13 protein-coding genes are annotated in these 13,479 nt (G+C 69.3%); 9 read left to right on the top strand and 4 right to left on the bottom strand.

Annotated elements, in window-relative coordinates:
- Window positions 1–58: 58 nt before the first annotated feature.
- From ACSP50_RS30075 to ACSP50_RS30100, 6 genes are read left to right on the top strand one after another with little or no spacing between them, the layout of a single operon-like run.
- Entirely contained in the window at window positions 59–1,294 is a 1,236-nt protein-coding gene (locus ACSP50_RS30075) for a glycosyltransferase (protein ID WP_014693069.1), read from the top strand.
- Complete coding sequence (locus ACSP50_RS30080) at window positions 1,291–2,856, top strand: glycosyltransferase family 39 protein (RefSeq protein WP_014693070.1); 1,566 nt, start codon at window positions 1,291–1,293, stop codon at window positions 2,854–2,856. Before ACSP50_RS30075 ends, ACSP50_RS30080 begins: the two co-directional genes overlap by 4 nt.
- Complete coding sequence (locus tag ACSP50_RS30085) at window positions 2,853–4,049, top strand: glycosyltransferase (RefSeq protein WP_014693071.1); 1,197 nt, start codon at window positions 2,853–2,855, stop codon at window positions 4,047–4,049. Before ACSP50_RS30080 ends, ACSP50_RS30085 begins: the two co-directional genes overlap by 4 nt.
- A complete protein-coding gene (locus ACSP50_RS30090) occupies window positions 4,046–6,115 on the top strand; it encodes a galactose oxidase early set domain-containing protein (protein ID WP_052311768.1) in 2,070 nt (689 codons plus the stop codon). Before ACSP50_RS30085 ends, ACSP50_RS30090 begins: the two co-directional genes overlap by 4 nt.
- A complete protein-coding gene (locus ACSP50_RS42580) occupies window positions 6,112–6,645 on the top strand; it encodes a hypothetical protein (protein ID WP_155123674.1) in 534 nt (177 codons plus the stop codon). The genes ACSP50_RS30090 and ACSP50_RS42580 overlap by 4 nt, the downstream gene beginning before the upstream one ends.
- 36 nt (window positions 6,646–6,681) lie before the next feature.
- Entirely contained in the window at window positions 6,682–8,019 is a 1,338-nt protein-coding gene (locus tag ACSP50_RS30100; RefSeq protein ID WP_014693072.1) for a glucose/sorbosone family PQQ-dependent dehydrogenase, read from the top strand.
- A gap of 443 nt (window positions 8,020–8,462) precedes the next feature.
- Here ACSP50_RS30100 and ACSP50_RS30105 read toward each other — a convergent pair.
- The 4 genes from ACSP50_RS30105 to ACSP50_RS30120 all read right to left on the bottom strand — a co-directional run bounded on the left by ACSP50_RS30105 (window position 8,463) and on the right by ACSP50_RS30120 (window position 12,147).
- Window positions 8,463–9,280, bottom strand: a protein-coding gene (locus ACSP50_RS30105) for an IS5 family transposase (protein WP_085945659.1) whose coding sequence is annotated in 2 segments (ribosomal slippage) — window positions 8,463–8,950 and window positions 8,950–9,280 — 819 coding nt in all. Because the reading frame shifts where the segments join, the coding sequence is not laid out codon by codon here.
- Window positions 9,281–10,487: 1,207 nt separating this feature from the next.
- A complete protein-coding gene (locus ACSP50_RS42585; protein ID WP_155123675.1) occupies window positions 10,488–11,177 on the bottom strand; it encodes a hypothetical protein in 690 nt (229 codons plus the stop codon).
- A gap of 42 nt (window positions 11,178–11,219) precedes the next feature.
- Window positions 11,220–11,504, bottom strand: a complete 285-nt coding sequence (locus ACSP50_RS30115; protein ID WP_155123676.1) for a hypothetical protein — start codon at window positions 11,502–11,504, stop codon at window positions 11,220–11,222.
- A gap of 172 nt (window positions 11,505–11,676) precedes the next feature.
- Window positions 11,677–12,147 carry a hypothetical protein gene (locus tag ACSP50_RS30120; RefSeq protein WP_014693077.1) on the bottom strand — a complete coding sequence of 157 codons (471 nt, stop codon included), beginning with the start codon at window positions 12,145–12,147 and terminating at the stop codon, window positions 11,677–11,679.
- 262 nt (window positions 12,148–12,409) lie between these two features.
- Here ACSP50_RS30120 and ACSP50_RS42590 point away from each other — a divergent pair, with 262 nt between their 5' ends.
- From ACSP50_RS42590 to ACSP50_RS43200, 3 genes are all read left to right on the top strand, one after another.
- A complete protein-coding gene (locus tag ACSP50_RS42590) occupies window positions 12,410–12,820 on the top strand; it encodes a hypothetical protein (protein ID WP_014693078.1) in 411 nt (136 codons plus the stop codon).
- A 151-nt stretch (window positions 12,821–12,971) separates the two neighbouring features.
- Window positions 12,972–13,184 (top strand): hypothetical protein, encoded by a 213-nt coding sequence (locus ACSP50_RS42595; protein ID WP_014693079.1) that lies wholly within the window; start codon window positions 12,972–12,974, stop codon window positions 13,182–13,184.
- 127 nt (window positions 13,185–13,311) lie between these two features.
- On the top strand, window positions 13,312–13,470 hold the full coding sequence (locus ACSP50_RS43200; RefSeq protein WP_014693080.1) for a hypothetical protein: 159 nt from the start codon (window positions 13,312–13,314) through the stop codon (window positions 13,468–13,470).
- The last annotated feature ends 9 nt before the right edge of the window (window positions 13,471–13,479 follow it).

Below are 13,479 nucleotides of genomic sequence, written 5' to 3' on the forward strand. Positions count from 1 at the left end.
ACGGCGGGAGCGAGGCCCGCCGATTTCGGAAAGGCACAAGACATTGGCTGCCGCCGTCATGGTTTTCGTCTCGGTGGTCCTCTCGGCGTTCGCCGTGGTCACCCTGTGGTGGACGATGCACGCCTGGCGTACGCCGGAGACCCTGGCCGCCACCCGGTTCGCACCGCCGGACGGCGAACAGCATCTGACGTTCTCCCTGCTCGTCCCGGCCCGGCACGAGCAGGCCGTACTGGAGCACACCGTGCAGCGGTTGCTGCGGTCCACCCACGAGGCGTTCGAGATCATCGTGATCGTCGGGCACGACGACCCGGAGACCGCCGCGGTGGCCCACCGGGTCGCGGCGGGGGCGCCGGGCCGGATCCTGGTGGTCACCGACCACAACGAGGTGAAGAACAAACCACGGGCACTGAACACCGCGCTGGCCTATGCGCGGGGTGACGTGGTCGGTGTTTTCGACGCCGAGGATCAGGTGCATCCCGACCTGCTGGAACACGTCGACCACGCATTCCGGGCGACCGGCGCCGACGTGGTTCAGGGCGGTGTTCAGCTGATCAATTTCCATTCCAGCTGGTACAGCCTGCACAACTGCCTGGAGTATTTCTTCTGGTTCCGCAGCCGGCTGCACCTGCACGCCAAGAAGGGTTTCATCCCGCTCGGCGGCAACACCGTGTTCGTGCGCACCGACGTGCTACGCGGCGCGAACGGCTGGGACGGCACCTGCCTGGCCGAGGACTGCGACCTCGGGGTGCGCCTGTCGAGCCGCGGGGCCAAGGTGGTGGTCGCCTACGACTCCACGATCGTCACCCGCGAGGAGACCCCGCACTCGCTGCCCGGCCTGCTCAAGCAGCGCACCCGGTGGCACCAGGGCTTCCTGCAGGTGCTGCGCAAGGGCGAGTGGCGGCGGCTGCCCACGCTGCGCCAGCGGATCCTCGCCCGCTACACGCTGACCAGCCCGTTCGTGCAGGCCTTCGCCGGCGTGGTGATCCCGATCGGGGTGGCGATCGCACTCTGGGCGCAGCTGCCCGTGCTGGTCGCCCTGGTCACCTTCCTGCCCGTGCTGCCGATGGTGGCCACCCTGATGTTCCAGGTGATCGGGCTGCGCGACTTCGGCAAGGAGTACGACTTGCGGATCCGTTGGCACCACTACGCCCGCCTGATCATCGGCGCTTTCCCGTACGCCATCGTGCTGGCCGTGGCGGCGCTGCGAGCCGTCTGGCGCGAATACACCGGCCGCCGCAACTGGGAACTCACCTCCCACGTCGGCGCGCACCTGACCGAGGCGGCGGCGGCATGACCACGATCGACCTGGCCCGGCCCGCCCCGGTCGTCCCGGCAGCGGGCAGTGACGTACCGCCGCGACATCGCGAGGGACGAGCGGACCTGGCCGTGGCCCTCGGTCTGACCGCGGTGATCGTCGCTCTGCTGACCTGGAACATCACCGGTTTCCCGGCGGCCAGCGACGACGAGGGCACCTACCTGGCGCAGGCCTGGGCGGTGCAGCACGGCCGGGGTCTGGCGCACTACACCTACTGGTACGACCATCCGCCGCTGGCCTGGGTCCAGCTGGCCGGGCTCGCCTGGCTCCCGAAACTGCTCTTCCCGGCGCTGACCGCGGTCGCCGCCGGACGGATCGCGATGCTGCCGGTGCAGGCCGCCGGGCTGCTCCTGGTTCACCTGGTCAGCCGCCGGATCGGGCTGCCGCGCTGGGCGGCCGCGCTGGCGCTGGTCACCTACGGCCTGTCGCCGCTGTACCTGACCATGGGACGGCAGATCTACCTGGACGCGTTCGCCGTGGTGTGGATGCTCGGCGCGCTGGCCCTGGCGCTGTCCCCGCGCAGGCACCTGTGGCACTTCGCGGCGGCCGGCGGCGCGGCCGCGGTCGCCGTGCTGTCGAAGGAGACGATCGCCGTCGTCCTGCCGGCCGTGGTCGTGGCACTGTGGCAGAACGCGGCGCGCAGCTCCACCCGGCCGTGGGCGTTCGGCGCCTTCCTCAGCGGCCTCGTCCTCATCGGCTGCTTCTACCCGCTGTACGCGGTGCTGCGCGGCGAACTGTTCCCCGGCCCGGGGCACGTGTCGCTGATCGGCGCCTGGGAGTTCCAGCTGGGCTCCCGGGCCGGCTCGGGCAGCGTCTTCTCGGCCGGCTCGGGGGCGTCGTCGCTGCTGCACTCGTGGCTCTACTACGACTCGGTGCTGCTGATCGCCGGGGCGGTGGCCGCCTTCGCCGGGCTCGCGCTGCGGCGGGTCCGGCCGGCCGCGCTGGCCGGGACGATCCTGGTGCTGGTCGCGCTGCGGCCGGGCGGCTACCTGCCGGCCATGTACGTGGTGCAGGTGATGCCGTTCTTCGCGATCGCGATCGCCGGGGTGATCGCCTGGGCCGTCGCCACGCTGCGCCCCGGACGCACCCGGTGGCGGTGGGCGATCCTCGGCACCGCGGTGGCGCTGTCACTCACGGTGGTGGTCCCCCGCTGGTACGTCGGAGACCACCGGGCGCTGACCACGACCGACAACGCGCCGTACGCGCAGGTCGCCGGCTATCTCCACGAGCGGCTGGCCGGCTCGCAGGGCGGGACGATCGTGGTCGACGACGTGCTCTGGCTCGACTGTGTCGACGCCGGTTACCCGCCGGACAGGGTGCTCTGGTTCTACAAGGTGGACCTCGACTCGGCGGTCGCCGAGCGGCTGCCCGGCGGGTGGCGCGACGTCGACTACATCGTCTCGACACCGGCCATCCGGCAGGACCCGAACAGCCTGCCCACCATCCGGACCCTGCTGACGAACTCGACCGTGATCGCCTCGTTCGGCCCGCCGGACGGCCTGATCGAGATCCGCCGTGTGGCCAAGGAGGCAACGTCATGACCCTCACCGTTCACACCGAGACGGCGCAGCCCGGGAGGGCGCGCGCGACGATGCGCGGGACCATCGGGGAGCCGGTGGTGCGGACCGCGCTGCGGCAGACCGTCGTGGTGCCGACCTTCAACGAGCGGGACAACATCGCCACCCTGCTCGCCCGCCTCACCGCAGCGCTGCCCGCCGACCAGACCGAGATCGTCTTCGTCGACGACAGCACCGACGACACCCCCGAGGTGATCCGGGAGGCGGCGAAGACCTGCCCGATCCCGGTGACCGTGCACCACCGGGAGGACGGTGCCGGCGGCCTCGGCGGCGCGGTCGTCGAGGGCATGCGACGGGCCCGCGGCGAATGGATCGTGGTGATGGACGCCGACCTGCAGCACCCGCCGGAGATCGTGCCCGGCCTGGTCGCGGCGGGCGTCCGGGACGGCGCCGACCTGGTCGTCGGCAGCCGGTACGCGGGCGGCGGCAACCGCGACGGGCTGGCCGGCGGATACCGGCGGCTCGTCTCCGGCGGCTCGACGGTCGTCACCAAGCTACTGTTCCGCACTGCGCTGCTGCAGGTCAGCGACCCGATGAGCGGCCTGTTCGCAATCCGCACCAGCTCCCTGGAGGTGGGCGAGCTGCGGCCGCTCGGCTACAAGATCCTGCTGGAGCTGGTGGTCCGCAACCGGCCCGGCCGGATCGTCGAGGTGCCGTACTCCTTCCAGCCGCGGCACGCCGGCGAGTCCAAGTCGTCGATCGCCGAGGGGCTGCGCTTCCTCCGGCACCTCGGGCTGCTGCGGTTCGGCGCCCAGCGCTCCCGGCTGCTGATCTTCGCGCTGATCGGCCTCTCCGGGCTGCTGCCCAACCAGGCCGCGCTGTGGGCGCTGAACCACCTGGCCGGGGTGCACTACCTGGCCGCGGCCGTACTCGCCAACCTGGTCGCGGTCGGGTGGAACTTCGCGCTGACCGACACGCTGCTCTACCGCTCCCGGCGGGCGCACCGCAGCCTCCGGAGCCGGCTCAGCCGGTTCTTCCTGCTCGGCAACGCCGACCTGCTGCTGCGCATCCCGCTGCTGGCGCTACTGGTCGACGGGGCGCATCTCGGCGTCCTGCCGGCGAACCTGGTCACGCTGGTGGTGTCGTTCGCGGCCCGGTTCCTCATCTCGGACAAGGTGATCTATCGGGCGCGCACCCTCCGGCCGGTGCCGGCGTGACGGTGCTCAGGTCGTACCCCAGGCCGTGGTTGAGCGGGACGGACCGCAAGCGCATCGGCCAAGCGCTCGTCGTCGCCCTCCTCGCGGTGCTCGCCGCTACGGTCCCGGCAGGGCCGGCGCGGGCGAGCGCCAACCTGGTCGCCAACCCCGGCCTGGAGAACCTCGACCCGGCCGGCTTCCCGGTGTGCTGGGAGAAGTCCGGCTGGGGTGATCAGAGCTTCACCTTCGGGGTGAGCAGCCCCGGCCACACCGGCGCCACCGCCATGCGGATCAGCCTCGCCACCTCGCCCAGCGGGGACCGCAAGGCGATGATGCTGGAGAACCCGTCGTGCGCGCCGACCGTCACGCCGGGACACCAGTACGACCTGTCCGCCTGGTACACGACGAGCACCGCGAACACCGTGATGACCGTGTTCCGGCACGACTTGGCGCAGGGGTGGGTGTACTGGACCGATCTGGCGACGCTGCCGGTGGCCTCGGCCTGGACGCGGAAGACCGTGCGCACGCCGCAGGTGCCCGCGAACACCGACCAGATCGTCTGGGGCGTGACCATCTACGGCGTCGGCACACTGCAGACCGACGACTACGCGATGAACGACGTGACCGCGCCGGCGACCGGCACCTCGTGCAGTGCCGGGGACGCCTGCACCAAGGGCGTGTGGCAGGTGTCGCCGTTCGACTCGCCGGTCCGGGGCATCCACTCGGTGGTGCTGCGCAACGGGGACGTACTGCTGGTCGCCGGGTCGGGGAACAACCCGGACGACTTCGCGGCGAAGACCTTCACAACCGCGGTCTACCACCCGGCGAGCGGCACGTTCAGCAGCGTGGCGACCCCGGCCGACCTGTTCTGCTCGGGGCATGTGCAGCTGCCCGACGGACGGGTGTTGATCATGGGCGGGAACAAGGCCTATCCGGCGGCCGACGGCAGCCACGGGTACGAGGGTCTGCGGAGCTCGTACGTCTTCGACCCGGCCACCGACAGCTACACCCGGGTCGACGACATGACCGCGGGATCCTGGTATCCGTCGGCGACCGTCCTGGGCAACGGGGATGTCATCTCGCTGGGCGGCCTCGGGGAGGACTCGTCCGGCACGGTGGCGACGCAGTACTTCTCGAATGCCCAGCAGCGGTGGCTGGGTCTGGGCGAGGCGCACCAGACGTGGGCCTTCTGGGGGCTGTACCCGTCGATGATCCTGCTGCAGGACGGGCGGCTCTTCTACACCGGCAGTCACGTCTTCGGGAACGGGTTGCCGGGCACCGGGGCGTCGATCTACGACTACGGCGCGAACACCATCACTGCGGTGAGTGGGCTGCGGAACAAGGACGAGCGCGACCAGTCGACGAGTGTGCTGCTGCCGCCCGCGCAGGACCAGAAGGTGCTCACCCTGGGCGGCGGCAACATCAACACCAATGTGGACGCCAACCGGCTCACCGACATCATCGATCTGAAACAGGCGAATCCGGTGTACGCGGCGGGGCCCGCACTGCCGGCCGCAAAGATGTACGTGTCGGCGGTGCTGCTGCCGGACGGGAAGGTGTTCGAGACCGGCGGAGGCCTGCACAACCGGGCCGATCCGGTCTACGAGGCCTCGATGTACGACCCGGCCACCGCCACGTTCACCGCCGGCATGGCGACCGACCCGGTGCCACGCACGTATCACTCGTCGGCGTTCCTGCTGCCGGACGGCCGGGTGATGGCGGTGGGCGACAACCCGGGGGACGGGACGTTCGACATGCGGCTGTCGGTCTACTCGCCGCCGTATCTGTTCCGCGGGGCGCGGCCGCAGATCCTGGCCATGCCCGACAACCGGTGGGCATACGGGTCCAGCCACACGATCACGGTGGACGGCCCGATCCTGAAGGCGGAACTGATCCGGCCCGAGGCCGTGACGCACTCCAGCGACCCGAACCAGCGGTTCGTCGACCTGCCGATGTCGGTGAACGGGACCACGATCGGGCTGAACCTGACGTCGAACCCGAACATCGCGCCGCCCGGCTGGTACATGCTGTTCGTGGTGGGGACGAACGGGGTGCCGTCGGTGGCGCAGTGGGTGCACGTCGGATGAGGATCACCTGGCTCTCGGTGGCCGTCGGGACGGCGGCCGCCGCGGCGGTCCTGGTGACGCTCGGCCGCGCGGCTTTCACGCCGCCCTCGGTGGTGGCGGCCGCTCCGGCCGTCGCCGCGACGGTGCCGCCCTCGGTGGTGGCGGCCGCTCCGGCCGTCGCCGCGACGGTGCCGCCCTCGCCCCCCGCGCCGGTGGCATCCCCGGCGGAGCGGCCGGCTACGGCGTCGGCCGCGGTACCGGCCGTCAGGCCCGCGCCCTTCGTCCAGCACTTCGCCGGCGGGCCGGCAGCCAGCCCGGCGGCCCCACGGAAGTCGCCGGCGGGGCCGGTCAAGGTGTCCGCGTTCGTGGACGGCTGCGACCACAACTACGGCACACCGACCCAGTGCGTCCCGCTGACCTTCCCGGGCGGTCTCACCGACGCCGCCACGAAGTGCGCCTGGCTGACAGCGCACGGCTTCACCAGCCTTGTCGTGGCCGGTCGGGACGACCAGAGGCTCGACCCCGACGGCGACCACGTCGCCTGCCGGTAGCCGATTGTCCCGTCCCGATCCGGGTATGCGCGCCCGGTGCGCGGACTTCTGCTGGCGGCGTCGACCGCCGTCCTGCTGACCTGCTCCCCCACGGTGCCCGCGGCGGGCGGCTTCGCGATGCGGGTGCTCGCCGCCGGCCTACGGAACCCCTGGGAGGTGCTGACCGGGCCGGACGGCTGGCTCTGGGTGACCGAGCGCAGCGGGCACCGGGTGCTGCGCATCGACCCGGGAACCGGCGCCACCAGGGTGGCCGGCACCGTCACCGAAGCGGTCGGGGGCACGCGGGGGCAGGACGGCCTGCTCGGCATGGCGCTGCGGTTGCCGGACGTCTACCTCGCCTACAGCTACGACGCCGACCCGTCCGCCGGCATGCGGGAGCAATTCAAGATCTCCGATTTCCGGTACGACGCCTCGACCGGCACGCTGCGCCACCACGCCGACCTGCTGACCGGACTGCCGGCCAGCCCGGATCACGACGCCGGTCGGCTCGTGCTGGGCGAGGACGACAAGCTCTACTACACGATCGGCGACCAGGGCAACGACCAGCTCGACCGGTTCTGCCTGCGGAACCGGGCTCGCGACCTGCCGGCCGGGCCACGGGACCGGTCCGCCTACCAGGGCAAGGTGCTCCGGCTCGACCGGGACGGCACGGTTCCGGCCGACAATCCGGTGCTCGGCGGCGTACGCACGCATGTCTGGTCCTACGGCCACCGCAATCCGCAGGGCCTGGTCTTCGGGCACGGCCGGCTGTACTCCAGCGAACAGGGCCCGAAAACCGACGACGAGATCAACCAGATCCGCCCGGGCGGGGACTACGGTTGGCCGCGGGTCGCCGGCCGCCGCGACGACAAGGCCTACCGGTACGCCGACTGGTCCGCTTCGGCGCCGGCGCCGTGCTCCTCGCTGACCTACAGCGACTACACGATCCCGCCCTCGGTGCCCACCTACACCGAGACCGGCTTCACCAGCCCGGCGTACACCGATCCGCTGCGCACCATCGGCACCGTGCCCGACGGCTACGATTTCCGCGACGCACGCTGCACCGGCGCCGCGAACATGTGCTGGCCCACCGTGGCACCGTCGAGCCTGGACTTCTACGACGCCCCGGGCATCCCGGCCTGGCGCGGGTCGCTGCTGATGCCGGCCCTCAAGGACGGCACGGTGTACCGGATCCCGCCCGGCGGCGCCGGCGACCCGGTCGCCGAACTGCACACCGTCGACCGCTACCGGGACGTCGCGATCAGCCCGGACGGCCGCACCGTCTTCGTCGCCACCGACCCGTCCGGAACCACCCTCGGCCGCGACGGCCGGCCCACGACGAACCTGGAGCACCCGGGCGCCATCCTCGCCTACCACCACACCGCACCCTCCTGACCCGCGGCGAGATCGCCCGTGTCGTCGAGGCCGGGATCCGACTGGTCATCAGCCCGGCGCGGTCCGGAGAGGCTTCAGCGGGAACCGGCAGGGGTCGGCGAAGTCGTGGCGGGCGACGCGGGTCGTCGAGGTGGAGGGCTCCGGCTCTTGGCGGACGTTCGCGCACCTACCGGTGGATCGCCTGCGCCGGCTGGAGCGGAGGTGCCTCGACTTCGCCGGCGGTGGGGCTGAGTGCGGAGGCGACGAAGCCGACCGCGCCCGGATTCTCCCGCACCGCAGCGCCGACCCGGCACCATCCACGTGATGCCGCTCCGCTACCTACTCCGGGCCACCAGGAGAAGCTCATCGACATCCGGATCGCGGCATGAGAGGGCCTGCCGGGCCGCGTGAGCGACAGCTGCGGTATTACGCTGGTTTCTCGGCCTTGGAGATCCTTAAAACTCCTAACACGATCTCTGATCGGTCCAATTGATCAATCTGCGCCAGCAGATCAGGACGCAGGCAAGGCTGACGAAGCCGTCGTGGATGTCGAGGCGGCGCTCCCAGCGAACAGCCAATCGGCGGAACTGATGCAGCAGAGCGAAGGTCTGCTCGACGACGTACCGGAGCTTGCCGAGGCCCTTGATCCCGGTGGCCTTCGGTTTGGGGATGAGGGGTTCGGTGCCACGTTCACGGCAGGCCTGGCGGAACGCCGCACTGCTGTAGGCCTTGTCAGCCAGCAGCGCCGCGAACCGGCGCCGAGGCCGGCCCAGCCTGCCGGCGATCGGCGGGTAGCAGTCGAGCAGATCCAGGGCACGTTTGATGTCAGGTACGTTCGCGCCGCTGGTCAGCACGTAGATCGGGGTGCCGTTGCCGTCGCAGATCAGGTGGTGCTTGGAGCCGGGCTTGCCCCGGTTGACCGGCGACGGGCCTGTCCCGGCACCCCCTTTTTAGCGTCGATGTGACTGGCGTCAATCGCCGCTCTCGACCAGTCGATCCGGTTCGCCGCGTTCAGCTTGTCCAGCAGTATCTGGTGGACCTGGTCGAACACGCCTGCCTCGGTCCACCGCTGCAGCCTGCGCCAGCAGGTCATCCCCGAGCCGAACCCGAGCTCCTGCGGCAGGTCCTCCCAGCCGATCCCGGTGTGCAGGACGAACAGGATGCCCTGCAAGCACAGCCGGTCCGGCACCGGCCGCGGTCCCGGCGCCCTCGCTGGCCAAGCAGGCAGCACCGGCTCGATCAGCTTCCACAACTCGTCATCGACGACCCAGGCCTTGCTCACGAAGACCGGAACGAGACTGATCCTCACTCCGCAACGCTGATGAACATCGATTCAACAGATCGTGTTAGGTGCTTTTAAGCTCGTGACGTGAGTAGCTTCCCGGCACAGGCGGGCCGAGTTCGGAACGTCGGTTTGCCGCTGCACCACCGTTTACTTGCGCTACGTGAATGTGTTCTGCATTTCGCCCCGTACGGTTTTCGTGCCACCTGGCACCACCTGGTCCTCCGAGCGGGTATACCCGTGTCGTTGGAGTCAGATCCTGACTCGCTTCTTCGCGCCGTTGCCGAATTGGAGGACGCTCGACGACTCTGGCTCGCCGAAGTGCAGGCGTTCTCTGTGCGACGTCGGAAGGATAAGGCTGTGGGCCGACGTCGACCTGGAGACGATGACGCTTGGTATGCATGGCCGCAATGGCTCGCGTTCTGCCCAGATCCGGAGCATCACCCGACGGAACCCCTGGTGACAGTGGTGGCCCGCCTGATTGACGCGTACCGGTCAGGCGAAGTCCCCGCTGACCGCTGCCCGGCGTGCGAGCGCACTCGGCTGCCGCCGCATTGTCCGCATTGTGGAGCCCGCTCCTGGGACCGGTCGGCATATCCCTGGAACGCGTCGGGCGATCGCCCCCCAGTTCCTCCTCGCGCCAGCTTGCCGTGGCCCTTGATCTGGCAGCGCGCGGTACGGCGGGACACGACGGTCGGCGGTGGAGACATCTGGGAGTTCAGGGCGGAGTACACGCCGACCAGCAACGACGGCCGTTTCGGGATTTTCCAACTCTACGTTCGTGGCAACGCGCTCGGTGATGCCACGACCACCGCCCTCTATCCGCATATCCAGGATCTACAGACCTTGGTCGCCATCGCAGAATGGCGGAGCACGCACGGACCGAAGCCTCTGATCCTTGGCGATACCTTCGACCACCTGACCATCACGCTTGAAACAACCGAGCAAGATATGGTCTTCGCGTTCACTACCCGCCCGAAACGGGCGTGGGGTGAACCGCCACCATGGGCCCCACCGCCAGGGAGGAGGATGCGCCTAATCGTGCGGCGCGCGGAGGTAATCAGTGCATGGCGTGAGGCAGAGCCTGAACTCCGAAGATTTCTTACTCACGCTTAGCAGAATCCTCTTACACCAGCAGGCTGAAATAACCACGCACTGTCATCGGCATGAGCGGGTGCGGAGTCGCCAAGAGTGGCTGCGGGCTCCCCTATCGAAGGGGTTCGTCGATGAGCCAGGTCGTCACGACGGTCGGCACAGGGCTCATGGCGCGTCCGTCAGCCGCCAGTCGCGCTTCGAAGCCGTTGACGTACACGAGTCGCTCGTCATCGCTCCACCAACCCACTGAGAATCCGCTTGCCGATTTCACCGGCCGTAGGCCTGGATGGCGAGCGCGGAGGGCGGTCAGGTAGGCATTGGCATCCAGCGGAGTCGCGGCGGACAAAAGCCGCTGCTGGCGGGCGTGATGAAGTAGGGCATCACACTCCAAAAAGTGGTCAAGCGAGGGAAACGCCGGCACATCCACGTGCAGAAAGCCGAACCACACCGCTTCGTCGGGCCGTACGAGTCCACTGCGACAACCGTCGGGCGTGACGTCCATGACGGCGTACTCGAAAAGAACCTGCGCGGTATCGCGATCCACCTCGAACGAGGGCTCGAACACGATCTCGGCGCCGCGGAAATGGCTGAAGTAGGTCAACCCCGAATATCGTTGCTGGATGCGCCGGAAAGTGGTCAGGGCGCTCTCGTCGCTGTGTCCAAGCACCGAGCGCATCGCAGCCCGGCACTCGTCATCGCTCGGTCCTGCCTCAACAGGCACCACCCGCGCGTGCGCAGTCAAGAAATCCTGCGCACGCGCGCCCAGCGGCGAAGGGTGGACAAGGACGTGCGCGTGCGACATCAGCCCATTCTCCGACACGGTGAGGCATGCGTGGCCGCTGGTTCAACGTCCGCTTCTCGGCACGATCGCGCCGTGTTGTCCGGCGATGGCCGGTATCTGGCAGAACGGATGCTGGTGGACAACGGCGGCATCGGGAACGCGACCGGAGGTCAGCAGAGCGTCCAGTTCGCCGAGCAGCACTTCCAGGTCGTCCAGCCCGGTCAGGTCGTAGTGCTTGCTAACCGCTTGATCATCGGAGACACGGACGGCATCAAGCTCCGCTTCGCCGCTGATCCAGATCAGCAGGCCGCCCTGCCAGGCCGCCGACTCGAACTCACTGACGATCACCGGCTTGCCGTGGTTCGGCGCGACCGGGCGAAGCCGCCATTCGAGTCCCAGCCGTTCCCAGGGTCTCGGCCCGAGCCGACACGGCTGGCCCCAGCTCATCCAGAGGGAAGTTCACGATCGGCACTATCGCAAGGCGCCCACTCGGCCGTGCTCCGCCTGATGGCATTACGCGTCAGTCGAACCAGTTGAACAGCAGATCTCCGAGTCGAGACGGACGGTGGTAGACGACATCACGCCGCTCATCCGCCGTGAGCGCGTGCAGATGGTGCTCGCTGAGCGGTTCATTGAGCTGTTCTGGGCTGGCCACCTGAAATCCTCGCTCCGAGAACACCCCGCTGCCTGGCACGGCTGCGAACACCACAGCGATCTCCTGAGGATCGGTCGCCTCGGCCGCAGCGACCAACACCGCGGCCGCGTTGAACAAGATGGCCCCTGCGATACTGTCACGGGCTTCCACGCCCACCCGGTAATAGTTGCGGCCCACCGCCGGTTCCTCGGCAGCGGTGACAACGGCCCCGCCGACGCTTCTCATCGCCTCGTGCATGGCGGCGAGCCAGGAAGCACGCGCGGCGTGATCGACGTGGGGCTTGGTCACACCCGGCTGCAGCAGTTCGCTGATCTCCACGAGTTCATCGTCGAGCATCACCCGACGAAGGTCGAACTCGCCCGCCCCTGGGCTGTTGCGGCCGCGAGTTCAGACGCGTTCGGCGTCAGTATTCGTGAACTCACCGGGGATCGGCCTGGACGTCTTCTACTGCCAGCCAGGCATCGAAGGAGCCCACGAGACGGGCGGCGTCGAAGGCTAGATCGGCTGGTTCCGCCGCATTCACCTTGTCCCAGTGCCTTCTCTGAACCAGCGAGCGGGTGCTTCCCGCCCTGGCGGTAGGGGAAGCGAGAATGAGCGGATGGGTGATCATCAGCTTTGTCGTCTTTCCGTTAATGACGGCGAACTGGAGCTCGCCGGCCCGCCGGCCGCACTCCGTGCCCTCAGCCAGCGGCTCCGCCAGTCAGGTGCGACACCTCTGGAGGTAGCGATCGCCGGCGGCTCTGTGGTGCAGGAGGTGACCGGCGGCCCGCTGCTCGTCGGCCTGCGAGATGCGACCACGTTGCATGTTTCCGGCGGCCGCGAATACCTCGACATCTTGTGGGACGGGCTCGACGGCGTGGCGCATCTGGCCGAGGCCGCGGACGACCGGGGCGTGAACCGGCATCAGCACATCGAGTACCTTCCCGGCGACGAATATCGATCGCCGGACTCAAACCCCTTAGTCATCGTGGCCGACTGGCCGCAAGAGCCGATCCCGGTGCCGCGTTGACCGCGGCTCTTGCTGCTGCTCAGTTCAGCGCACGCCCTTGAGATGGTGACAAGTCATTCGGCGGCTCGATGGTCTGGAGGGTCAACCGCCGTGGTCCGGCCGGCGATCGTGGCGACGAGCACCGTCACGTCGCGTAGCTGAGGAGTCTCGGGTGGCGGCCGTCGCCGACACCGAGGCCGATGTGGCGGTGACCGCGGCGGGCGGCGAAAGCCTCGGCGGTGTGAATGACGGCGGTGCCGATGCCGTGGGATTGCCGCTCGGTGGGCCGGCCGGCCAAGGCGTTGATCCCAGGGCGGTCAGGCCCGCGTTCGGGAATTTCGGCATCCGCGCCACTGACGGCGGCCGATCGCAGCGGCGTACCTGATCGCCCCTTCGACGGGCCGCCACACGCGGCAGGCGGACCGGCGGCCCCGACGGTGCATACAGCTGCCGGGCGCCGGGTACGCACCGCTGGCGATCCGGCGGGGTGCCGGCGCGGAAGGAGATCCGCCATGCGTGCGCTGCTTGTCACCCTCGGTGTTGCCGCGGTGGTGCTGATCGTGCTGGGACTGCTGCTCAAAGCGCTGAAGTGGCTGCTGATCATCGGCGTCGTGGCGCTGATCGCCTCGATCGTCCTCGGGGTCGTCAAGGGACGCCGCGCGTTGCGCTGACCGGCGGGC

Source organism: Actinoplanes sp. SE50/110 (genome assembly GCF_900119315.1).
GTDB lineage: Bacteria > Actinomycetota > Actinomycetes > Mycobacteriales > Micromonosporaceae > Actinoplanes.

Bases quoted from the DNA above. Each gene is read 5' to 3' on its own strand.
- ACSP50_RS30075 (WP_014693069.1), top strand. From the start codon at position 59: ATGGTTTTCGTCTCGGTGGTCCTCTCGGCGTTCGCCGTGGTCACCCTG.
- ACSP50_RS30080 (WP_014693070.1), top strand. From the start codon at position 1,291: ATGACCACGATCGACCTGGCCCGGCCCGCCCCGGTCGTCCCGGCAGCG.
- ACSP50_RS30085 (WP_014693071.1), top strand. From the start codon at position 2,853: ATGACCCTCACCGTTCACACCGAGACGGCGCAGCCCGGGAGGGCGCGC.
- ACSP50_RS42580 (WP_155123674.1), top strand. From the start codon at position 6,112: ATGAGGATCACCTGGCTCTCGGTGGCCGTCGGGACGGCGGCCGCCGCG.
- ACSP50_RS42585 (WP_155123675.1), bottom strand. From the start codon at position 11,177: ATGTCGCACGCGCACGTCCTTGTCCACCCTTCGCCGCTGGGCGCGCGT.
- ACSP50_RS30120 (WP_014693077.1), bottom strand. From the start codon at position 12,147: ATGCTCGACGATGAACTCGTGGAGATCAGCGAACTGCTGCAGCCGGGT.
- ACSP50_RS42590 (WP_014693078.1), top strand. From the start codon at position 12,410: ATGGGTGATCATCAGCTTTGTCGTCTTTCCGTTAATGACGGCGAACTG.
- ACSP50_RS43200 (WP_014693080.1), top strand. From the start codon at position 13,312: ATGCGTGCGCTGCTTGTCACCCTCGGTGTTGCCGCGGTGGTGCTGATC.